Here is a 20,479-nt window from a genome sequence, read left to right as displayed (position 1 = left end):
CCTCGAGGGCCCTAGGCGGCTGGTCGCGCAGTATAGACAGTTAGGCTCCTAATGACAATGGAAACGCCTACTCCTAAGGACTTATTGTCGCACCTCCCCAAAAAGCGTAAAAAGCCGCTTTTTTCGCCAAAAACAATGGCTTGGGAGAGCTTCCGATACACCTTCTGGCAAATTGACTTTCAGATTTATCTCTCTATAGTGGTGCGGGCCCTGCGTGGGGGGTCGTACAGATGATTTCAAGCATAAATAGGAGGCCATCATGGCTGACAAAAAAGCGCAGTTGATCATCGAGGGCGCAGCCCCCGTCGAACTGCCCATCCTCACCGGCACCATGGGGCCCGATGTAGTCGATGTACGTGGCCTGACCGCCACCGGCAGCTACACCTTTGATCCTGGCTTTATGTCGACCGCCTCTTGCGAGTCGAAGATCACCTATATCGATGGCGACCAGGGCGTGCTGCTGCACCGCGGCTATCCCATCGAACAGCTCGCCGAGAAGTCCGACTACCTGGAAACCTGCTACCTGCTGCTGAAGGGCGAGCTGCCCAACGCCACGCAGAAGGAACAGTTCGTCAACACCATCAAGAACCACACCATGGTTCACGAGCAATTGAAGAGCTTCCTCAACGGCTTCCGCCGCGACGCCCACCCGATGGCCGTCATGTGCGGCGTGGTCGGCGCCCTGTCGGCCTTCTACCACGATTCCCTGGACATCAACGATCCGCGCCACCGCGAAATCTCCGCGATGCGCCTGATCGCCAAGATGCCGACCATCGCCGCCATGGTTTACAAGTACTCCATGGGCCAGCCGATGATGTATCCGCGCAACGACCTGAATTACGCGGAAAACTTCCTGCACATGATGTTCAACACGCCTTGCGAGACCAAGCCGATCAGCCCGATCCTGGCCAAGGCGATGGACCGCATCTTCATCCTGCACGCCGACCACGAGCAGAACGCCTCCACCTCCACCGTGCGCCTGGCCGGCTCCTCGGGTGCCAACCCATTCGCCTGTATCGCCGCCGGCATCGCCGCGCTCTGGGGCCCGGCCCACGGCGGTGCGAACGAAGCCGTACTGCGCATGCTGGACGAGATCGGTGACGTTTCGAACATCGACAAGTTCGTGGCCAAGGCCAAGGACAAGAACGATCCGTTCAAGCTGATGGGCTTCGGCCACCGCGTCTACAAGAACTTCGACCCGCGCGCCAAGGTCATGAAACAGACCTGCGACGAGGTTCTGGGCGAACTGGGCATCAACGACCCGCAGCTGGAACTGGCCATGAAGCTGGAAGAACTGGCTCGCCAGGATCCGTACTTCAAGGAGCGCAACCTGTACCCGAACGTGGACTTCTACTCGGGCATCATCCTGAAGGCCATCGGCATCCCGACCAGCATGTTCACCGTGATCTTCGCCCTCGCCCGTACCGTCGGCTGGATCTCGCACTGGCAGGAAATGCTCTCCGGCCCGTACAAGATCGGCCGTCCGCGCCAGCTCTACACCGGTTACCAGGAGCGCGACTTCATCGCCCTGAGCGACCGCAAGTAAGCGAACGCGAAAAGAAAAAAGGCTGCCTCGGCAGCCTTTTTTCATTGTTGCATCCCCTGCCCTGCAGACCCGCAGCGACACCTGCCAGGACGGATTACCACCTCGCCCGGGCTGTATTCGAAGCAAAAGAAAAGGCTGCCGTACAGGCTGTGCGAAAACGTAGCGAGCGAAGGTCAGGCAAGGCGCAACGACCAACGGGAGTAACAGCCGAAGGGCGAGCGTAGCGAGTCAATCAGGCGAAGAAGCGGAGTTTACGAGCTGTAAATGAGCATTCTGAGCCTGATTTCAACGCGGCATAACCGAGCGCAGTAGTTTTCGCACAGCCTGCGAAGCAGCCCCTCCTTTATATGCATGGCGGCCCGTCAATGCCGCCCTTGTTTATCTGCCAGCGTATACCGGCTGGCCAGGGAACTGCGGCTCCCGCGCCGGGCGCGCGCTGGCCTCGGGCATCGCTTCCGGCCGGTAACCCAGGCGCAAGCCACCCCACTGCTGGCCGGCGACATAGATCGGCACAGACAGATCGTGCATCAGCTCGCCGGTATCGCGGCAGTAGGTCTGCAGCAGCAGTGCCTGCTGGTGGCTGCCGCAGCGGATGCCGGTGCGGTCGTTGAACAGGCGCTTGCTGCGGCTTTTCATCCGGTCCACCTTCGGATCGCCGATCGGCGGCTGGTTGAACGCCTGGTTGTGGGTCGGCACGTACCCCTCCGGGGTGCAGGCGATGGCGTAGACCAGCCCCTCGTGGCGCTGCAGCAGGTTCTCCTGGATGCCCGGCAGGACTTCGTCGGTATAGCGGTCGAAGCGTGTGCGGTACTTCTGCGGATCGGTGCCGGCCAGCGGCCGGTAATCGCGGTCGAACAGGTCGTCGAGAGTGATCCGGCCGTTGTCGATATCCGCCGCGAAACGCTCGGCGATGGCCTGCGCGCCTTCGCGGGCGAGGTCGTAGGCACGCTGGTGATAGTCATCCAGCGCGACTTCCGCGAGCCGCTCGCTGATCGCTTCGGCCTGCGCCTCCAGTTGCATCGCCTCTTCGGCCAGACGATGGGTCTGTTCATCGCTGACGCGCAGGTCGCCGCGCATCTGGTCCACCGCGGCGAACAGGCTGTCCAGCTGCAGGCGGTTGATCTCGGCGCCCTCGGCGATCTCGGTGATCTGCCGCTCCACCCCGGAGGCCAGCTCGGCGATGGTTTCCAGCTGGCAGCCGGTGCGCTCGACCTCGGCGACACCCTGGTCGAGATCGGCGGCCAACTGGCGGATCTGCTCCACCACTTCGCCCGTACGCTGCTGGATGTCCTCGACCATCCGCTCGACTTCCTCGGTGGCATTCGCCGTCCGCCCGGCCAGCCCGCGCACCTCCTCCGCCACCACGGCGAAGCCACGGCCGTGCTCGCCGGCCCGCGCGGCCTCGATGGCGGCGTTGAGAGCCAGCAGGTTGGTCTGGCTGGCGATCGACTGGATCACGTGGGCGACGCGCTGGATCTCCTCGCTGCGCTGGCTCAGCGCCTCGATGGATTCGCGACTGGCACTGGCCCGGACGCTGAGCTGATGCATGCGGGCGATCGCCGTCTGCAGTTCGCCGCGCCCCTGGTCGCTGCCGATACGCGCCTTGGTCGCCGCTTCCATCGCCTGCCGGGCCAGGTTGGAGGTCGCGCGCTCGGTGTGGATCATCACCTCGGCGCTGCCAACGATCTGCTCGGCGCTCACCAGCTGCGACTCGAGCTTCTCTTCCAGCCGCTGCACCGCATAGGAAACTCCCGCTGCGGAAAGGGCATTGCCGCTGGTGCTCTGGGAAAGCTCGCGGGTCAATTCGGCCACGTCCGCCACATGCGGGACGGCTCCGCGGCCCCTGCGGCTGCGGGCGATGCACCACGGCAGCCAGACCAGCGCTGCGGCGAGCAGCAGGCACAGCGACAGCGGCCAGCCGCCCAGCGACTGGGCGATGAACAGCAGGGCGAGGCCGCCGGTCTGCAGGAAAAGGATGGGGAACAGGCGCGAACTCGGGGAGTTCATGAAGAGGTACCTCTGGAAACTTCGGTCATGCCACCACCGGGCCGCTGGAATAACCGACTATTGTTGTCGGCTGCCATTAAGCGGTGATTGGCCGTGACGGGCTATTGGCCCTTAGTGGTAGAGGCGCGATCAGGGAATCTTTTCCTGGGCCATGCCCGCGACCTCAGCCAGGCCGGGCGCAGAAGCGTGGGAACGATAACTGCAATACCGAAGGGCCTTCCCGGAAGCGCTGCGCCGCTTGTGGTATTTTGACCGGGTATCCCCACTACGCGAGCGGCAGTCGGTGAGCGTCCATCTTGCCCCTCCCCCAGTTCTCCGAAGGAGGCAATCCGCATGGCCCAACCCTTGAGTGTCAACCGCGCCCTGGTCGAGAAATACGACAAACCCGGCCCTCGCTATACCTCCTACCCTACCGCCCCGCAGTTCCACCAGGCCTTCGCCGTGGACGACTACCGGCAGGCCGCCATGCGCAGCAACCAGGCACCGGCCAAGCCGCTCTCGGTGTACATCCACATTCCGTTCTGCAAGAGCCTCTGCTACTACTGCGCCTGCAACAAGATCATCACCCAGAAGACCCACCGGGCAGTCGAGTACCTGGCCTATCTCAAGCGCGAGATCGCCATGCAGGCGGCGCTGTTCGACAAGTCGCGCAAGCTGACCCAACTGCATCTGGGCGGCGGCACGCCGACCTACCTGACCAGCGAGCAGCTCGGCGAGGTAATGGCCTGCCTGCGCGAACACTTCAACCTGGACGAGAGCGACGACCACGAGTTCTCCATCGAGGTCGACCCGCGCACCATCAGCCGCGAACGCATTGCCGAGCTGCGCGCTCAGGGCTTCAACCGCCTGAGCTTCGGCGTGCAGGATTTCGATACGCGGGTGCAGGAAGCGGTGAACCGCGTGCAGAGCGAAGAGCAGATCTTCAACCTGGTAGCGGCTGCCCGCGAGGCCAATTTCAAATCGGTGTCGGTGGACCTGATCTATGGGCTGCCGCTGCAGACCGTGGCCAGCTTCGACGCCACCCTGAGCAAGATCATCGCCCTGCGCCCGGACCGCATCGCCACCTACAGCTACGCCCATCTGCCGGAACTGGTGCGCGCCCAGCGACTCATCCGCCGCGAACACATGCCGCCGCCGGAGCGCAAGCTTGAGCTGTTGGAGCTGACCGTCCAGCGCCTGACGGCAGCCGGATACGTCTACATCGGCATGGACCATTTCGCCCTGCCCGAGGACGAGCTGAGCCTGGCCCGTGAGCAGGGTTCGCTGCAACGCAACTTCCAGGGCTATTCGACCCACGCCGATTGCGACCTGATCGGGCTGGGCGTTTCGTCCATCGGCAAGGTGGCCGACAGCTACAGCCAGAGCGTGAAGGAGCTTTCGCAGTATTACGCGCGGCTGGACCAGGGCCTGCTGCCGGTGCATCGCGGCTACCGGCTCAGCGCAGACGACACGCTGCGGCGCGAGGTGATCGGCGCCCTGATGTGCACGGGAAGGATCGACTTCCCCGCCATCGAGGCGCGCCATGGCATCCGCTTCAAGGAGTACTTCGCCGAGTCGCTGGCCAACCTCGAGGAACATGTCGCCGACGGACTGGTGGAGATCCGGGACGACGCCCTGCTCCTGCTGCCGCAAGGGCAGCTGATGCTCCGCAGCGTGGCGATGGCGTTCGATGCCTACCTGGGCGCAGGTCAGAGCGGGCGTTTCTCGCGGACGATCTGAGGACGGGGCCGCTCCCAGCGAGTCACCAATCTTCCAGGGCGAGGATTATCCGGCTTCACCAGGGCCAGGAATGCTCGCCTGCTGGTTTCATCTTCGACAGTCGACGCCTGCCATGGATTGCTCTGTAGATTCATGAATGCTAATTTTGAATCTACAGAGCAATACTTGAGGCATCCACCATGAGCGCAGCCCTCCAGGCACAGGACTTCACGAAAAAGCAATGCGTGGCGGGCTTGCGCGCGGCGCTGAACATTCTGGAAAAGTGGAAAGCCTCCTGCGAACAGGCCTGCCGGATCCTGCGTATCTCCCGCAGCACCTACACCCGCGCCAGACAGCAGGATTCCGAGTGGGCGGTAAGCCTGGACCTGGACCAGATGCAGCGCATCAGCATGGTGCTGAACATCCATGCCGCGCTCCGCCTGATTTTCGACAATCCCGAGAACGTCTACGGCTTCCCCGCGATGGAGAATCGCAACGAATTCTTCAACGGTCGCGCGCCGCTCGACATCATGGCCCAGGGCGACATGATCTCCCTGTACGAGACGTTCCGACGAATCGATGCGCTGCGGGGTGCCCAGTGGTAGCGCTGGATAGCCTCGCGGACCTCGCAGGCGAAGAACTGCAGGCCTACCGCCTGGTCAACTCGAAATTCCCGCCCATCGCGTTGTTCGACGATGTCGCCGACGCCGACGACTTCGAGGCGCTTTACCAGCTCCAGGCCCTGACGAATCCGCGCCTGCAGAACGAAATCGGCCGGCTGGAACTCATCGCGCTCGCGGAAATTCCCTTCGGCATTCCCGGCTGCTCGTACGCGACGGCGCCCTTCACCCATGTGAATCCGGCCGGCTCGCGCTTTAGCAACGGCAGCTTTGGCGTGCTGTACCTGGCCGATACGCTGGATACGGCCGTCGCCGAGGTGCGCCATCATCAGGACCGCTACTGGTCGAACGTGCAGGGGCTGAACTATGAGCGATTCGTCTTCCGCGGCTTGTCCTGCGCCTTCACGGATGCCGGGATGAAGGATGCCGCGGCACTGCCGCTTTCCCACCCCATCCACGCCCCGGACGACTACAGCCACTCCCGGCGCCTCGGCGGCGAGGTGAAACGGGGCGGTTATCCCGGCCTGCGCTACAACTCGGTCCGCTCGCCGGGCCACATCTGCTTGGCACTGATGACGCCGCGGCCGGTCACGTCGATCGTCCAGTCCGCCCACTACGAGATGATCTGGAACGGGCAGATCACCGGGGTCAACCGGATCACCGTGCTCTCGATCAGTTGAAGGTCGATGCGCGGCGGCATCGCCGGGCCGGACGCTTATTTCGGGACTAGAGAGGCAATCAGTTGCGCTCCCTCATTCCCGAACCAAACGCATTACCTTGGTATAGAGAACTTCCAGCAATTCCTTCAGGTCTTGGGAGTAGTGCAAGGCACGATGGCAATTGGGGCATAGGGCTACGGCGTTCGTCGTGGTGTCCGACCCGCCATCTGCGAGGCGCCTGACATGGTGCACCTCCAAGAACGGCCGGCCATCACTGTCTAGAAATGGAGCTGGATCACTACAACACTCACAGAGCCCCCGGGAATTATCTAGGACCCAGGCCTTTACAGCCGGATCACGCTCGTACTGCGTGATAGCAACGGTCTTGCTGAGAGGCCTCTTCTGCCCATTTGGCGGAATTTTGTAACGGCCGCGCTTTTCCCTAACCTGCTTCTCAAACTCAGCCACGGGAACCGCCAGCCGCTGCTCAATTTCATTGATGTACGACTCGATGAGCGCCGCCACATGAGTACCAACATTCCTTTTCGGCTTGAGCCCTGGAACCCAGTCGCGTCCCATCAACGACAAGACATAAGAGATGTTTTGCATCCGGAACTCGAAGGACTTCGCTGTCCGCCCAAACTGTTCAGCAAGCGCATCGTAATAGGCTTTTTTAATAACCTTCTGCCCTGACCTTACCTTGTCGGCAATTTCAAGGTAGGCCTTCACCGATGTCCTTAGTTCTTCAACGCTCCAGCCATCGCTCACAGGATCCTCTAGCACATCACTGTCTGTAGGAAAATTCATACAGACTACCAGGGATTGGGCTTCACTGCGTTCAGCGCCTCACAACCGCCAGGCCGGAGATATATAGGCGGATGCTCACCTGAATTGATGGAATCGCCGTCTGGTATGCGAACCCTGTTCGCCGATCAATTGAGGATCGCGGAGAAGCTGATGGCGGCACAGGCGTTGCAGTTGCAGTCCCAGGTCGAGGCGATGAGCAGGAAGATCCAGAACGATGAAACCATCATCGAACAGCTCACTTACGAAATCGCCATTCTCAAACGCCACAAGTTTGCCAAGCGAAGCGAGCAAATCAGCCCGGCGCAAGGCTGCTTGCTGGATGACCTGCTCGATACAGACCTTGAAGCTATCGAGGCCGAGCTGAAACAGCTCCTCCCAGCTTCGCCACAGGCCGAACCACGGCAATCCCCCAAGCGTGCGCCATTGCCGCCGCAGTTTCACGCACGGTGATTCGCCACGAGCCAGAAAACACTCAGTGTGCCTGTGGCTGCCAACTTCAGCGCATCGGCGAAGACGTCAGTGAAAAGCTGGATTACACGCCGGGAGTGTTTACCGTCGAGCAACATGTGCGTGGCAAATGGGCCTGCCGTCAGTGCGAAACCCTGATCCAGGCGCCGGTACCGGCCCAGGTCATCGACAAAGGTATTCCGACCGCAGGCCTGCTGGCCCACGTGATGGTGGCCAAGTTTGCCGATCACTTGCCGCTGTACCGGCAGGAGAAAATCTTTGGCCGCGCCGGGCTGGCAATCGCTCGCTCGACCTTGGCCCAGTGGGTCGGACAAACCGGCATGCGACTCCAGCCGCTGGTCGATGCATTGCGTGAAGCGGTGCTGAGCCCGGGCGTGATTCACGCCGATGAAACACCGGTGCAAATGCTTGCGCCAGGCGAGAAGAAAACCCACCGGGCCTACGTCTGGGCCTACAGCACTACGCCGTTTTCGGCGCTCAAAGCAGTGGTCTACGACTTCAGCCCAAGCCGTGCCGGAGAACACGCGAGTAACTTCCTGGGCGACTGGAATGGCAAGTTGGTCTGCGATGACTTCGCTGGCTACAAAGCCGGTTTTGAGCAAGGCATCACTGAAATCGGCTGTATGGCCCACGCCCGTCGCAAGTTTTTCGATCTGCACGTGGCGAACAAAAGTCAGTTGGCTGACCAGGCCTTGCACTCGATCAGCGGCTTGTACGAGGTCGAACGCCAAGCGCGGGACATGAGTGATGAAGATCGTTGGCGAATACGTCAGGAAATGGCGGTACCAATCAGCAAAACATTGCATGACTGGATGTTGGCCCAGCGCGACCTGGTGCCCCACGGATCAGCCACGGCCAAAGCCCTCGATTACAGCCTGAAGCGCTGGGTAGCGCTCACCCGCTACCTGGACGATGGGGCTGTGCCCATCGACAACAATCAGGTTGAGAACCAGATATGGCCATGGGCCCTCGGACGCTCGAACTGGCTGTTCGCCGGGTCGTTGCGCAGCGGAAAGCGGGCGGCTGCAATCATGAGCCTGATCCAATCGGCGCGCATAAATGGGCATGATCCGTATGCCTATCTCAAAGATGTGCTGACGCGGCTGCCGACACAGCGAGCCAGTGAGATCGGGCAATTGCTACCGCATCAATGGATGCCGGCCTGACGGATAATGAATCGCCCCGAAGCAGAAGCTTAGGAGCGATTCACGATTACAGCCCTAGCCGGGCAGGCTCAGGTGTAGCAAGGGGAAGGGGCGGCCCTCGCCATCCAGCGGAGAACGACCCGTTTGAACAAACCCGTAATGTAAATAGAACCCTACCGCTTCGGGGTTCTGCTCATTCACATCAACACTCATCTGACTGCGCGAACTGCGGGCATGATCCAGCAGCGCGTGGCCAATACCTTTCCCTCGCAGATCTGGCTCGATGAAGAGCATCTCTACGTGGTTTTCATTGAGCCCGATAAACCCTAGCGGGCAGTCCTCGGCATCTACCGCAACCCATAATTCAACAGCGGGTAGGTAAATATCGCGGAGCTGAGGAAGCAATGCCTCAATATCGGATTCTTGCAGGAAGTGATGAGTGGCGCGAACGGAGCGCAGCCAAATGTTGAGCAGTTGCGGATGGTCGGCGTTAGTAGCCTGACGAATGATCATAGAATCATCCTTTACACTTGATATCGGAAATGAGGCGCGCTAGTAGATAGCGACCGTATAAGTGTCGGCAACTTGTATGACCGCTTCGCGAGTTAACGCTTGGGCGGTTCACGGCAGAGGTAGCCGGAAAGGAGGGGGGAAGGACGATACTGAGAGGCTTTCGGGGGCGTCAATAAAAAATTACGGCCGCTAGGGATCTGCTGCGGAACGCTAGAAACGGGTCATGTAGTCGTCAGGAGCTTACGGTGACTTACCCGGACGCTTACCACGTTTCCACCGCCATGGAAGAGGCGAACAAGGCCCTGGAAGCGGCGGCCCAGGCCATGGGCGCAGGGGAGATTCGATTGCTGCGCAGGATCGTATTTGGCGTCATGCAGGATATGGCGGCCAGGATGCGGGCTGGCGCGAGTCGCTGATCCTGCCGGTGCATGCGACCGCGTCCGATGCCGCCAGACCCGACCGCCCTTGCCGTGCCCGCCAGAACGCCGGGCGCCATTGGCTGCGCACCCCGGACGCCCGGCGGGCAATGCCTGCCGGTCACAGCCTGCGGCGCATGCCGGTGACCATCGACAGGGGCAGGTTCTCCCGCAGGCGCAGGCTTTCCACCAGTGCTGCCGCGATGTGCAGGCCAACCAGGGCGAGCAGGCCGTTCGCCATCGCTTCGTGGATGTCCCGCGGCAGGTCCTCGCCCCAGAAGTAGTCCACCTCGGTCATCAGGAAACCGGAGATGCCGAGGCCGAGCATCAGCAGCAACATCAGGATCATCACCAGCGCGCCGATCGGCGAATGCCCCATGCGGTGGTAGTCCTCGCCGGCGAGCAGCGCCCGTGCATGTCCAAGCAGGCGCCGTGGGGTCGGCCAGAAATCGGACCAGCGCGCTGCCGGCGAGCCGATGAAACCCCATATGGAGCGCACCACCACCACGGCCACGGCGTAGTAACCCAGCCAGAGATGCCAGGTCTCGCCTGCTTCGTTGATGAAGTAGTTGCCGACGAAGGCGCCCGCGAGGGACCAGTGGCAGATGCGTACCAGCGGGTCCCAGAGGCGAAGGGTTACGCCACTCATGCCGTTACCCTTCGACTTCTTCCTTCACGGCCTTGCCGCTGACCGGGTCGTAGTAGATCTCGACCTTGCGCTTGTCCTTGTCCCAGCCGTAGATCTCGTAGCAGTTGGTGTCGGTCACCTTGAACTTCTTGATCTCGTAGCCCTGGGCCTTGAGGGATTCCTGGAATTTTGCCTGATCCTGCCATTGGGACTTGTCGGCGGTGGTGCACTGGGGATCGGCGAAGGCCGCCAGCGGAGCGGTTGCAAGAAGGGAGGCCAGAAGAAGCTTGCGCATGGTGTTTCCTCGAACTGTTTACTCATAAGGGACCGAGAGGAGTCCTCATCGGCCGATACAGCATCAGGCTTCGCCGAGCCTCGAATTCGTGCCGCGGGCAAACCTTGCCCCGCACGCCTCGTACTTACCGATATGCCCGTATCTGGACCGGGGGTTTTTCCGATGGGTTCCTACCGTCTGTCAGGGGTGCCTTGCGCCGAAGAGAGGTTCCGCCGAGGCGGACCGATGTCTCGCCAGGCCGTCTGACAGCCCCTTCCGCCCCGTGCCAGACACCCCGGCGCGCTTCCCTCGACCACGGCTGCCCGGTGGTTCCGGAGCGCGATCCGGTCGGCCCGGATGGCGCCTGAAAACCGATGACCGGTAGCGGCCCGCCCCGTTCCGCCTCTCTGCGATCGATATCGCCCCGCGCATTCGCTGCCCCGCCTCCCCTCACCGCCAGTACGGCTCCCGCAGGTCGCGCTTGATGATCTTGCCGGCCCCGGAGAGCGGCAGGCTGTCGCGGAATTCCACGCTCTTCGGGCACTTGTAGGCGGCGATGAAGTCGCGGCAGTAGTTGCGCAGCTCTTCCTCGCCGGCCTGCGCGCCGGGCTTGAGGGTGACCACGGCGTGCACCGCCTCGCCCCAGCTGTCGTGGGGGATGCCGATCACCGCGCAGAGCGCGACCGCCGGATGGCGGGCGAGGACGTTTTCCACCTCGACCGAGTACACGTTCTCGCCGCCGGTGATGATCATGTCCTTGACCCGGTCGACCACGAACAGGTGGCCCGTGTCGTCCATGCAGGCGGCATCGCCGGTGTGCAGCCAGCCGTCCTTCAGCGTCTTCGCGGTTTCCTCCGGCAGGCCCCAGTAGCCCTGCATCACCGAAGGGCCCCTGGCGACCAGTTCGCCCACGGTGTTGCGCGGCACTTCGTTGCCCTCCTCGTCGACGATCCGCACCCACTGCCCCAGCGTGGCCCGGCCCACCGAATGGCAGAGAGGGTGGCCGGGGCTGTGGTTGCGCGGCGGGTTGGAGGAAATCTGACCGCCGTTCTCGGTCAGGCCGTAGACCTGGACGAAGCCGGTCTTCGGCAGCCCCTTCATGGCCTTGTCCAGCAGCGTCGCGCTGATCGGCGCGGCGCCGTAGACGACGCGCTGCAGCGAGGACAGGTCGAACTCGGCGAAGCGTGGATGGTCGAGGATCGCCTGCAGCATGGTCGGCACCAGCAGGGTCTCGTTGGCGCGCTCGCGCTGCACGCTTTCCATCACCTCCAGCGCATCGAACACCGGCACGTAGACGTTGGTCGTGGCGGTCAGCACCCGCGCATAGGCGGAGGCGAAGCCGGCGATGTGGAACAGTGGCGCGACACACAGGCCGATCATGTTCTCCACCGGCGGCAGGTCGGCCAGGCGCATCAGCACACCGGCCAGCAGGTTGCGGTGCGACAGCATCACGCCCTTGGGCCGGCCGGTGGTGCCGCCGGTATACATGATCACCGCCAGCGCATCGCCGCCAGTTGTGGTATCGGCCATCGGCGCGGACTCGGCGACCAGCCGTTCGAAGGACAGCATGCCCTCCGGCGTTTCCGCGTCGCCGGCATGGATCAGCAGCGGCCGGCGCCTGATGCCGCCGAGGATCGCTTCGATCTGGGGCAGGAAATGATCGTCGACGACCAGCACCGAGGCGTCGCAGTCGTCCAGCGAGTAGGCGATTTCCGCCGCGCTCCAGCGGATGTTCACCGGATTCGCCACCATCCCGGCCCACCAGCAGGCCAGCATGGCTTCCTGGTAGCGGTCGGAGTTCAGCGCCAGTATCGCCACCCGCTCGCCCTCCTCCACGCCCCGGTCGCGCAGGGCGGCGGCCAGGCGGGCGACGCGCAGGGCGGATTCGCGGTAGGTGCGGCGACGGCCCCCGCAGACGGTGGCCGTGTGTTCAGGGCTCAGTTGCAGCGAGGTGTGCAGTGCCTGGGTGAGATGCATGATGGGTCAACCTTTCTTGTAGTCGTTCGGAGTCGCCATGGGGCGCCCCGTGGGGCGGGTGCAATCCGCCGTTGGCCTGGTCTTCAGGGCGTGACGATGTCGAACCAGAAGTCGAAGTCGTCCATCAGCCCCATCAGTTCGCCGAAGGCTTCCTTGCGCCCCTCGACCTTGACCTTGCCGCTGGCGACCTGCTGCTCGAAGCTGGCCTTGCCCAGCTGCACGTCGTCCAGCGCCGCCTTGGTCAGGGTCAGGCTGGCATCGGCCTTGTCCGCCGGCTTCGTCGAGTAGTTGAGCACGCCGTTCTCCAGATGCAGCGCGTACTGCTTGTCGAGGTCGGTGAAGGCCATGTTGAGAGTCAGTGTCCTGCCCGCGGCCTTCGGGCCGTTGAGGCGCACGGCGAGATAGTCGAAGAGCATTTCCGGCGTCATGCCGCGAATGATGTCCGGGCTGGCGGTGCGGGTCGCCGCGCCCTTCGGCACGCCGTTGCGCAGCTCGTAGGCGCCCTGCAGGTATACCGAGCGCCACGGGCCGGATTCGGCCTGGTAGCCGAGCTGTTCGTAGGTGTCGGCCAGCAGTTGCTTCGCCGGCTCGTTGGACGGGTTGGCGAAGACCACGTGCTTCAGCGCCTCGGCCACCCAGCGGTATTCGCCCTTGTCGAAGTCCGCCTTCGCCCGCTTCATCACGGCCTCTTCGCCGCCCATGTACTCGACGTACTTCTTCGCCGCCGGCTCCGGCGGCAGGTTGTTCAGGTCCGACGGGTTGCCGTCGTACCAGCCCATGTAGCGCTGGTAGATGGCCCGCGAGTTGTGCCGCAGGGTGCCGTAGTAGCCGCGGTTCGGCCAGTAGCGGTCGAGTTCCGGCGGCAGCTGGATGCGCTCGGAGATTTCCTCGCCGGTGTAGCCCTCGTTCATCAGGCGCACCGTCTGGTCGTGCATGTACTTGTAGAGGTCGCGCTGCTTCTTCAGGTAGTCGACGACCCGCTCATGCCCCCACATCGGCCAGTGGTGGCTCTGGAACTTCACCTGGATGTCGTCGCCGTAGAGTTCCAGGGTCTCGTCGATGCCGCCCGCCCACTTCAGCGGATCGCGCACCAGGGCGCCGCGCAGGGTGAGGATGTTGTGCATGGTGTTGGTGGTGTTCTCGGCCATCCACATCGCCTTGAACTGCGGGAACCAGGTGTTCATTTCCGCCGGCGCTTCGGTGCCCGGGGTCATCTGGAAGACCATCTTCACGCCGTCGACGGTCAGCTCGTCGCCGGTCTTGCGGATGATCTCGGTCGGCTCGATCAGGGTCGTGGTGCCCGACGAAATCGTCTGGCCCAGCCCGGCATTCACGCTGCCCTGGGCATTGCGCGGCAGCAGCGCGCCGAACATGTAGACGCCACGCCGGCTCATGGCGTTGCCGGCGATCACGTTCTCGCTGATGGCATGCTCGGTGAAGCCCTCGGGCGCGATGATCCGCACCTTGCCGGCCTTGACGTCCGCCTCGTCGACCAGACCGCGCACGCCGCCGAAGTGGTCGGCATGGGGGTGGCTGTAGACCACCGCGACTATGGGTTTCCTGCCCAGGTGCTGGTTGACCAGCTCCATCGCGGCCTTGACCGGTTCCACCGTGATCAGCGGGTCGAACACGATCCAGCCGCTGTCGCCCTGGATGAAGGTGATGTTGGAAAGGTCGTAGCCGCGCACCTGGTAGATGCGGTCGGTGACCTTGAACAGGCCGTACTGCATGTTCAGCTGGGCGTTGCGCCACAGGCTGGGGTTGACCGTGTCCGGCGCCGGCTTGTCCAGGCCGATGAATTGCGCGTAGCTCTGCATGTCCCAGACCACCCGGCCGCTGGCGTCCTTGATGGTCAGGGTGTCGGGTCTGGCGATGAAGCCGCGCTCGGCGTCTTCGAAATCCCGCTTGTCGTCGAACGGCAGGCTGTTCAGCAGCGCGGCATTGGCAGCGCGGGTGGCCTCGCTGGCCGGCTTCGCGGGTGCGGGGACGGCGGCCACCGGATTGGCGATGGCGGCGATGATCACGGCGGCGGTGAGGGCGGTGAGGCGGCTCAGGGTTGCGGGCATGGAAATGCCTTCCTTTTCTTGGTTCTGGCTGTTGTGCGACAGGTCGGGCCGCCACGCGGGCGGCCGGAAGAACTTGCTTCAGGCCGCGGCGATCCACTCCGCGGCGCGCTCGGCGATCATGATCGACGGGGCATTGGTGTTGCCGCCGACCAGCGTCGGCATGATCGAGGCGTCGACCACTCGCAGCCCCTCGATGCCATGCACGCGCAGGCGATCGTCCACCACTGCCAGCTCGTCGCTGCCCATCTTGCAGGTGCCGACCGGGTGGTAGACCGAGTCGGTGCGCCGGCGCAGCAGCTCGATCAGCTGTTCGTCGCTGTGCATGCCCTTGCCATAGATGTCCTTCAGGCCGAAGCGCGCCATGGGCGACTGCTCGACGATTTCCTGGACCATGCGATAGCCCTTCAGCAGCGTGCGCACGTCGTCCTCGTGGCCGAGGAAGTTCGGGTCGATGCGCGGCGCGGCGAAGGGGTCGGCCGAATCCAGGCCGACGCTGCCGATGCTCTTCGGCCGCAGCACGCAGACGTGGCAGCTGAAGCCGTGGCCCCAGTGCAGCTTGCGGCCGTGGTCGTCGATGGTGCCGATCACCGCGTGCAGCTGGATGTCCGGGCGCGACAGGCTGGTGTCGGTGCGCAGGAAGGCGCCGCTCTCCGCGCAGTTGCTGGCCAGCGGCCCGGTCCTGTGGCGCATGTATTCGGCCAGGCCCTTGCCCATATTCACCGTGCCGGTGGGGGAAATGCCGAGCAGCGAGGTGTCGTGGCTCTTGTAGCAGAGCACCAGGTCCGGGTGGTCCTGCAGGTTCTGGCCGACGCCGGGCAGTTCGTGGCGCATGGCGATGCCGTGGGGGCGGATCTCGGACTCCGCGCCGATCCCGGACAGCATCAGCAGCTGCGGGCTGCCGAAGGCGCCGGCGCTCAGCAGCACCTCGCGGCGCGCCTTCAGCTCCATGCGCTGGCCCTTGACCGACACCTGCACGCCGGTGGCGCGCTTGCCCTGCAGGATGATGCGCTGGGCGCGGGCGCCGGTCATCACGGTGAGGTTGCCGTGCAGCTCGCGGATCGGCTTGAGGAAGGCCGTGGCGGCGCTCCAGCGGCGGCCGTCGCGGATGGTCACGTCATAGGGGCCGACGCCTTCCTGCTCGGCGCCGTTGAAGTCGGGGTTGTAGTCGTGGCCGGCGCGCTTCGCCGCCTCGATGAAGGCACCGGTGGCGGCATGCTCCTGCGCCCGGCCGACGTACAGCTCGCCATCGCCGCCGTGGAATTCGCTGCTGCCGCCATGGTGCTTCTCGCTCTTGCGGAAGTACGGCAGCACCTCGTCGTAGGACCAGCCGGAATTGCCCAGCTCCGCCCAGTCGTCGTAGTCGCTGCGGTGGCCGCGGATGTAGATCATGCCGTTGATCGAGCTGCTGCCGCCCAGCGCCTTGCCGCGCGGCTGGTAGCCGCGGCGCCCGCCGAGGCCCGGCTGCGGAACGGTGTGGAAGGCCCAGTTGACGTGTTTGGTCGGCAGGATGGCGGCGACGCCGAGCGGCGTGTGGATCAGCGGGGAAGTGTCCTCCGGGCCGGTTTCCAGCAGGCAGACCCGCACGGACGGATCGGCGCTCAGGCGGTTGGCGAGGACGCAGCCGGCGGAGCCGGCACCGACGATGATGTAGTCGAATTCCATGATTGTTGTTCTCGGTTGCGCTGAAGACAGGCGCCGGGCCGCAGATCGGCGGAACGGTGCATCGAGCTGGAATTCTTCGCCCATAGCGTGCAGATTTATTGATCTTCGCCGACTTGTTTTTGATCTTTGACGACTATGACCGCACTGATCCGCACCACCTCGTTCATCGGTTTTCCCGAGCTGACGGCCCGCCTCGGCGGCGATCCGGACGCCCTGCTGCGGCACTTCCGCATCGATCCGCGGGCGCTCCGGGAAGACGACGCGCGGGTGCCGCTGCGCTCGCTGGTGGGCGTCCTGGAATACGCGGCGCAGACGCTGGACTGCCCCGACTTCGGCCTGCGCATGGCCGAATACCAGGACCTCCACGTGCTCGGCCCGGTGGCGCTGATCGCGCGCAACTCGACCACGGTGGGCCAGGCGCTGGAGGAAGTCTCGCGCTTCATCGGCTACCACAGCCCGGGCATCCACGTGGAACTGGACCGCAGCGAACCGGGAACGCCGCGGCTGGTGGTGGAAATCCGCCTGTCCGGCCTGCTGCAGCGGCGCCAGATGCAGGAACTGGCGCTGGGCGTGGCGCACAACACCATGAAGCTGCTCTGCGGCAGCCAGTTCAGCGCCCAGTCGCTGCTGCTGAGCGGCGTCAGCCCGCTGCCGCCGGCGCGCTACCGGCGCTACTTCAACACCACGGTCTATACCGGCCAGGCCTGCGACGCCCTGGTGCTGCGCGACGAGCACCTGGCCCAGCGCATCGAGCAGCAGGACCCGCAACTGCACCGGATGCTGGTGGAGTACCTGAGCGCCCGGGGCGCCCAGCCGGCGGCCGACCTGGCGCAGCAGGTGGAGAGCCTGATCCTGCGCATGCTGCCGACCCAGCGCTGCCGCCTCGGGCTGATCGCCGAGCAGCTCGGCCTGCACGAGCGCGTCCTGCAGCGGCGCCTGGCCGAGCTGGGCTGCGGCTTCGACGAACTGCTGGAACGCGCCCGGCGCTCACGTGCGGAGGTCTATCTGGCCGAACGGCACATGCCGATGTCGCAGGTCGCCGGCCTGCTCGGCTACAGCGAGCAGAGCGTGTTCAATCGCGCCTGCCGACGCTGGTATGGCATGACGCCAAAGGAAGTGCGGCGACGGTTGCTGGCGGAGTGATTTTTGTAGGAGTGGGCCATGTCCACGACCGACCGCGATGTCGCGGGCATGGCCCGCTCCTACAGGTTTCCCCTGCGCTCGCAGACATGGCCCGGTTGACAGCGGACCTGTAGGAGCCAGGGGGACGCCTAGTTCTTGCTGGCGATCCGGTTTTCCTTCAGCGCCGGTGTGGCCGGATAGTGCTTCTTGTAGGAATGGGCCATGCCCACGACCGGCCGCGATGTCGCGGGCATGGCCCGCTTCCTACAGGTTTTCCCCTGCGCTCGCAGACATGGCCCGGTTGACAGCGGACCTGTAGGAGCCAGGGGGACGCCTAGTTCTTGCTGGCGATCCGGTTTTCCTTCAGCGCCGGTGTGGCCGGATAGTGCTTTTTTGTAGGAGTGGGCCATGCCCACGACCGGCCGCGATGTCACGGGCATGGCCCGCTACAGGTTCTGCGTGACCGTTTTGCGTAGGGCGGGTGAAACCCGCCAATCGGAATCACTTCACCAGCCCCAGCTCCTTGGCGCGGACGATGGCCTGGGTGCGGCGCTCCACGCCGAGCTTGGCGTTGATGCGCTGGGCGTGGCTCTTCACCGTGTGCAGGGAGATGAACAGGCGTTCGGCGATCTCGTGGTTGGACAGCCCCTGGGCGATCATCTCCAGCACGGAAAGCTCGCGCCGGCTGAGCAGCACGGCCACCGGGGACTGGCCTTCGGCGCAGAGGGTTTCCTTGCCCCAGCGGACCAGCCCGGGATTGCGCAGGGCGCAGAACTGCTCGGCGCTGACCAGGCCGATCCGGCGCGACAGAGCCATGCCGTCGAGCAGCGCCCGCTGCGCCCTGCCCTGCTGGCCTTCCGCGTAGCAGGCCTCGGCGAGGACGAACCACAGTTCGCAGGCCAGCACCTGACGCCCTTCCGCCAGCGCCTCGCGCAGCATGGCTTCGAGTGGCTCGATCACGCTCTCGCCGGCGGCCAGGCGCACCTGCGCCAGCGCCAGTCGAAGCCGCTGCACCAGCTCGGGGCTGCCATAGGGCGGCTTGCGTTCCTCCGGCCCGCTGAACTGGGCGAGGCACTCTTCCAGCACGCTGCGCGCCCGCTCGACCTGGCCTTCCTGCAGCCACAGCCGGGCATGGCCCAGGACCAGCAGGCTCTGGTACAGCGGTTCGGTGATGTTGCGAAACTGCAGCAGGCGCTCGCCGTCGATCAGCCGGGTGTTCGCCTGCGGTAACGCGTTCTCCGCCGCGTCCAGTTCGGCCAGGCCGATATAGCCCCAGCAGGCGGCGGGGTCCTCGCAGTCCAGGCATTCCTGCAGTCCCGCCTGGTAGAGTTCCCGCGCCTGGGCGTACTGCCCCATCCGCACGAGGATGGCCGCACGGCGCAACTGCACCCGGCCGCGCAGGGGGGTGGCCTCGCCCTTCCACTCCGCGTTCAGTTCCGCGTGCAGTTGCTCGATCAGGCTGAGCGCGGCCTTCAGCTCGCCGCGAATCTCCAGCAGGTGCACCCGCTGCAGCAGCAATACGCCTTCCAGCACACGGCTACGGTGCTTGCGCGCCAGCTTGACGGCATCGTGGTTGAGCGCTTCGGCCGACTCGACCCGGCCTTCCGCCAGCTCCAGTTCGATCAGTGCGGTCAGCAGCAGCACGCGCTGTGCCCAGGCCGCCTCGGCCAGATGGGCAGCCGCTTCGGCCATGTGCGGGGCATTCACCCTGCCCCGGTGATATTCGAGCTTGCCGACCAGCGCCTGGCACTGCGCCAGCAGCTCGCGCTGGCGGCGGGCGTTCGGTTGCGGCAGGAAGCGTTGCAGCTGCCGGGCGCACAGCTCGGCCTCGTCCAGCCGGCCGCTGATGATCAGCGCCCAGGCGTTGAGGATCAGCAGGCGCGGCGTGCTGGCGAGCAGTTCGTCCGGCAGTTCGTTGCGCCATTCCAGCACGCAGGCCAGATGACGGCCCTGCAACAGCCGGTCCCTGGTGAAGCGCTGCAGCAGGCTGGCGGCCACTTCGAGCTGGTCGGCCAGCAGCGCGTAGTCGATGGCCTCGCGAACCTGCTCCCTGCCGGCCGCCCATTGGCAGGCATGGCGGTACAGCGCCCGCCGCGGTCCTTCGGCGATGTCCGCCGCCAGCACGGGGGCGATGGCCGGATGCACACGATACACGCCGGCATCGCTGTCCAGCGTCTCGATGAACGCGCCGCATTCCTGCAGGCGCCGCAGCAGTTGCGCGCCCTCGCCCATCCCCAGCAGGTGCTCGCACAGCGAAGCGTCGAACTCGCGCAGGCAGGCGAGCGTGCCGAGCGCCTGGCGCAGGTCCCCGGGCAGCTCGTCCAGCACCTCGCGCTCCAGATAGCTGCGGACGAGCTGGCTGCCCCGTGCGCTTTCCAGCGGCTGGCCCGGTTCGAGGCCATGCAGGCGCAGGCGGACGCCGGCGTACCAGCCGGCGGTCTGGACCATCAGCATGTCGATCATCGGGCCCTGGGCATCGCAGCCGAGGCTGTCGAGCAGTTCGCCGAGTTCGGCGGGATTCAGTGCCAGATCCGCCATGCCGAGCTCGAACAGATCGCCTTCCAGCAGCAGGCGTTCCAGCTTGCAGGCCGGCCGCCGGCGGCTGGCGATCCACCAGGACACGCAGGGCGGCGACATCTGCAGGAGCCGGTCGAGGCAGGCGTCCAGGCGCTCATCGGGGAAGCGTGGGAGATCGTCGAGCATCAGCCAGATCGGGCTGGTCTGCCGCATCAGGTGCCCCTGGATCGAACCGAGGTCGCTGCGATCGAGGCCGAGGGTGGCGGCCAGCAGCTGGAGAAACTCTCCGTCGCCGAGCGGCTGGCCACGGAGATCGAGCCAGTACAGGCGGGTGTCGTCCGGGCAGGCTTGCGC

At 64.6% G+C, this 20,479-nt stretch carries 14 protein-coding genes and 3 pseudogenes; 7 read left to right on the top strand and 10 right to left on the bottom strand.

The window, feature by feature from the left end; translation table 11 throughout:
* The first annotated feature begins 259 nt into the window (after nt 1-259).
* Nucleotides 260-1,546 carry a citrate synthase gene (gltA, locus tag BLR75_RS16375; RefSeq protein ID WP_084311010.1) on the top strand — a complete coding sequence of 429 codons (1,287 nt, stop codon included), beginning with the start codon at nt 260-262 and terminating at the stop codon, nt 1,544-1,546.
* A gap of 378 nt (nt 1,547-1,924) precedes the next feature.
* Here the strand turns inward: gltA and BLR75_RS16370 are convergent, their stop codons facing one another.
* Nucleotides 1,925-3,166, bottom strand: a complete 1,242-nt coding sequence (locus BLR75_RS16370) for a methyl-accepting chemotaxis protein (protein WP_425439019.1) — start codon at nt 3,164-3,166, stop codon at nt 1,925-1,927.
* Nucleotides 3,167-3,886: 720 nt separating this feature from the next.
* Here BLR75_RS16370 and hemN point away from each other — a divergent pair.
* From hemN to BLR75_RS16360, 3 genes are all read left to right on the top strand, one after another.
* Nucleotides 3,887-5,272 (top strand): oxygen-independent coproporphyrinogen III oxidase, encoded by a 1,386-nt coding sequence (hemN, locus tag BLR75_RS16365; protein WP_084311006.1) that lies wholly within the window; start codon nt 3,887-3,889, stop codon nt 5,270-5,272.
* A gap of 179 nt (nt 5,273-5,451) precedes the next feature.
* Nucleotides 5,452-5,856 (top strand): antitoxin Xre-like helix-turn-helix domain-containing protein, encoded by a 405-nt coding sequence (locus tag BLR75_RS27085; RefSeq protein ID WP_245726158.1) that lies wholly within the window; start codon nt 5,452-5,454, stop codon nt 5,854-5,856.
* Nucleotides 5,850-6,551, top strand: coding sequence for an RES family NAD+ phosphorylase (locus tag BLR75_RS16360; protein WP_245726157.1), 702 nt, complete (start codon nt 5,850-5,852; stop codon nt 6,549-6,551). The genes BLR75_RS27085 and BLR75_RS16360 overlap by 7 nt, the downstream gene beginning before the upstream one ends.
* Nucleotides 6,552-6,623: 72 nt before the next feature.
* On the opposite strand, the gene BLR75_RS27205 is transcribed toward BLR75_RS16360, so the two are convergent.
* Nucleotides 6,624-7,298, bottom strand: coding sequence for an HNH endonuclease (locus BLR75_RS27205; protein WP_281246542.1), 675 nt, complete (start codon nt 7,296-7,298; stop codon nt 6,624-6,626).
* 126 nt (nt 7,299-7,424) lie between these two features.
* Between BLR75_RS27205 and tnpC the strand changes: the two are divergent.
* Nucleotides 7,425-8,971, top strand: a pseudogene (tnpC, locus tag BLR75_RS16350) (IS66 family transposase).
* A gap of 54 nt (nt 8,972-9,025) precedes the next feature.
* On the opposite strand, the gene BLR75_RS16345 reads toward tnpC, so the two are convergent.
* Nucleotides 9,026-9,463: an acetyltransferase gene (locus BLR75_RS16345; RefSeq protein ID WP_084311000.1), complete on the bottom strand. Its 438-nt coding sequence runs from the start codon at nt 9,461-9,463 to the stop codon at nt 9,026-9,028.
* Nucleotides 9,464-9,708: 245 nt separating this feature from the next.
* Between BLR75_RS16345 and BLR75_RS26755 the strand changes: the two genes are divergently transcribed.
* The gene (locus tag BLR75_RS26755; protein WP_169720231.1) at nt 9,709-9,879 is read left to right on the top strand and encodes a hypothetical protein; all 171 of its coding nucleotides are present in this window, start codon (nt 9,709-9,711) and stop codon (nt 9,877-9,879) included.
* A 121-nt stretch (nt 9,880-10,000) separates the two neighbouring features.
* Here the strand turns inward: BLR75_RS26755 and BLR75_RS16340 are convergent, their stop codons facing one another.
* The 5 genes from BLR75_RS16340 to BLR75_RS16320 form a co-directional block, all read right to left on the bottom strand.
* A complete protein-coding gene (locus tag BLR75_RS16340) occupies nt 10,001-10,528 on the bottom strand; it encodes a cytochrome b/b6 domain-containing protein (RefSeq protein ID WP_084310998.1) in 528 nt (175 codons plus the stop codon).
* Between the two features lie 4 nt (nt 10,529-10,532).
* Nucleotides 10,533-10,802: a PepSY domain-containing protein gene (locus tag BLR75_RS16335; RefSeq protein WP_084310996.1), complete on the bottom strand. Its 270-nt coding sequence runs from the start codon at nt 10,800-10,802 to the stop codon at nt 10,533-10,535.
* Nucleotides 10,803-11,231: 429 nt separating this feature from the next.
* Complete coding sequence (locus BLR75_RS16330; protein ID WP_084310995.1) at nt 11,232-12,758, bottom strand: class I adenylate-forming enzyme family protein; 1,527 nt, start codon at nt 12,756-12,758, stop codon at nt 11,232-11,234.
* An 83-nt stretch (nt 12,759-12,841) separates the two neighbouring features.
* Nucleotides 12,842-14,824 (bottom strand): alkyl/aryl-sulfatase, encoded by a 1,983-nt coding sequence (locus tag BLR75_RS16325; protein ID WP_084310993.1) that lies wholly within the window; start codon nt 14,822-14,824, stop codon nt 12,842-12,844.
* Between the two features lie 78 nt (nt 14,825-14,902).
* Complete coding sequence (locus BLR75_RS16320; protein ID WP_084310991.1) at nt 14,903-16,486, bottom strand: GMC family oxidoreductase; 1,584 nt, start codon at nt 16,484-16,486, stop codon at nt 14,903-14,905.
* Nucleotides 16,487-16,621: 135 nt separating this feature from the next.
* On the opposite strand from BLR75_RS16320, the gene BLR75_RS16315 reads away from it, so the two are divergent.
* Nucleotides 16,622-17,629, top strand: coding sequence for an AraC family transcriptional regulator (locus BLR75_RS16315; RefSeq protein ID WP_084310989.1), 1,008 nt, complete (start codon nt 16,622-16,624; stop codon nt 17,627-17,629).
* A gap of 480 nt (nt 17,630-18,109) precedes the next feature.
* Here the strand turns inward: BLR75_RS16315 and BLR75_RS27365 are convergent.
* Both BLR75_RS27365 and BLR75_RS27430 read right to left on the bottom strand, forming a co-directional pair.
* Nucleotides 18,110-18,298 (bottom strand): annotated as a pseudogene (locus tag BLR75_RS27365) (response regulator transcription factor); the annotation flags it as partial.
* 123 nt (nt 18,299-18,421) lie between these two features.
* Nucleotides 18,422-20,056, bottom strand: a pseudogene (locus tag BLR75_RS27430) (winged helix-turn-helix domain-containing protein); the annotation flags it as partial.
* Between the last annotated feature and the right edge of the window lie 423 nt (nt 20,057-20,479).

This window comes from Pseudomonas jinjuensis, from assembly GCF_900103845.1.
GTDB classification, from domain to species: domain Bacteria; phylum Pseudomonadota; class Gammaproteobacteria; order Pseudomonadales; family Pseudomonadaceae; genus Pseudomonas; species Pseudomonas jinjuensis.
Note: the sequence above shows the minus strand (reverse complement) of the source record. Positions and strands in the feature narration are given on the sequence as shown.

Excerpts from the sequence above, each read along its gene's own strand:
- BLR75_RS16330 (WP_084310995.1), bottom strand. The coding sequence starts at position 12,758 with ATGCATCTCACCCAGGCACTGCACACCTCGCTGCAACTGAGCCCTGAA.
- BLR75_RS16325 (WP_084310993.1), bottom strand. The coding sequence starts at position 14,824 with ATGCCCGCAACCCTGAGCCGCCTCACCGCCCTCACCGCCGCCGTGATC.
- BLR75_RS27085 (WP_245726158.1), top strand. The coding sequence starts at position 5,452 with ATGAGCGCAGCCCTCCAGGCACAGGACTTCACGAAAAAGCAATGCGTG.
- BLR75_RS16345 (WP_084311000.1), bottom strand. The coding sequence starts at position 9,463 with ATGATCATTCGTCAGGCTACTAACGCCGACCATCCGCAACTGCTCAAC.
- BLR75_RS16315 (WP_084310989.1), top strand. The coding sequence starts at position 16,622 with ATGACCGCACTGATCCGCACCACCTCGTTCATCGGTTTTCCCGAGCTG.
- BLR75_RS16335 (WP_084310996.1), bottom strand. The coding sequence starts at position 10,802 with ATGCGCAAGCTTCTTCTGGCCTCCCTTCTTGCAACCGCTCCGCTGGCG.
- hemN (WP_084311006.1), top strand. The coding sequence starts at position 3,887 with ATGGCCCAACCCTTGAGTGTCAACCGCGCCCTGGTCGAGAAATACGAC.
- BLR75_RS16340 (WP_084310998.1), bottom strand. The coding sequence starts at position 10,528 with ATGAGTGGCGTAACCCTTCGCCTCTGGGACCCGCTGGTACGCATCTGC.
- gltA (WP_084311010.1), top strand. The coding sequence starts at position 260 with ATGGCTGACAAAAAAGCGCAGTTGATCATCGAGGGCGCAGCCCCCGTC.
- BLR75_RS16320 (WP_084310991.1), bottom strand. The coding sequence starts at position 16,486 with ATGGAATTCGACTACATCATCGTCGGTGCCGGCTCCGCCGGCTGCGTC.
- BLR75_RS16370 (WP_425439019.1), bottom strand. The coding sequence starts at position 3,166 with ATGGAAGCGGCGACCAAGGCGCGTATCGGCAGCGACCAGGGGCGCGGC.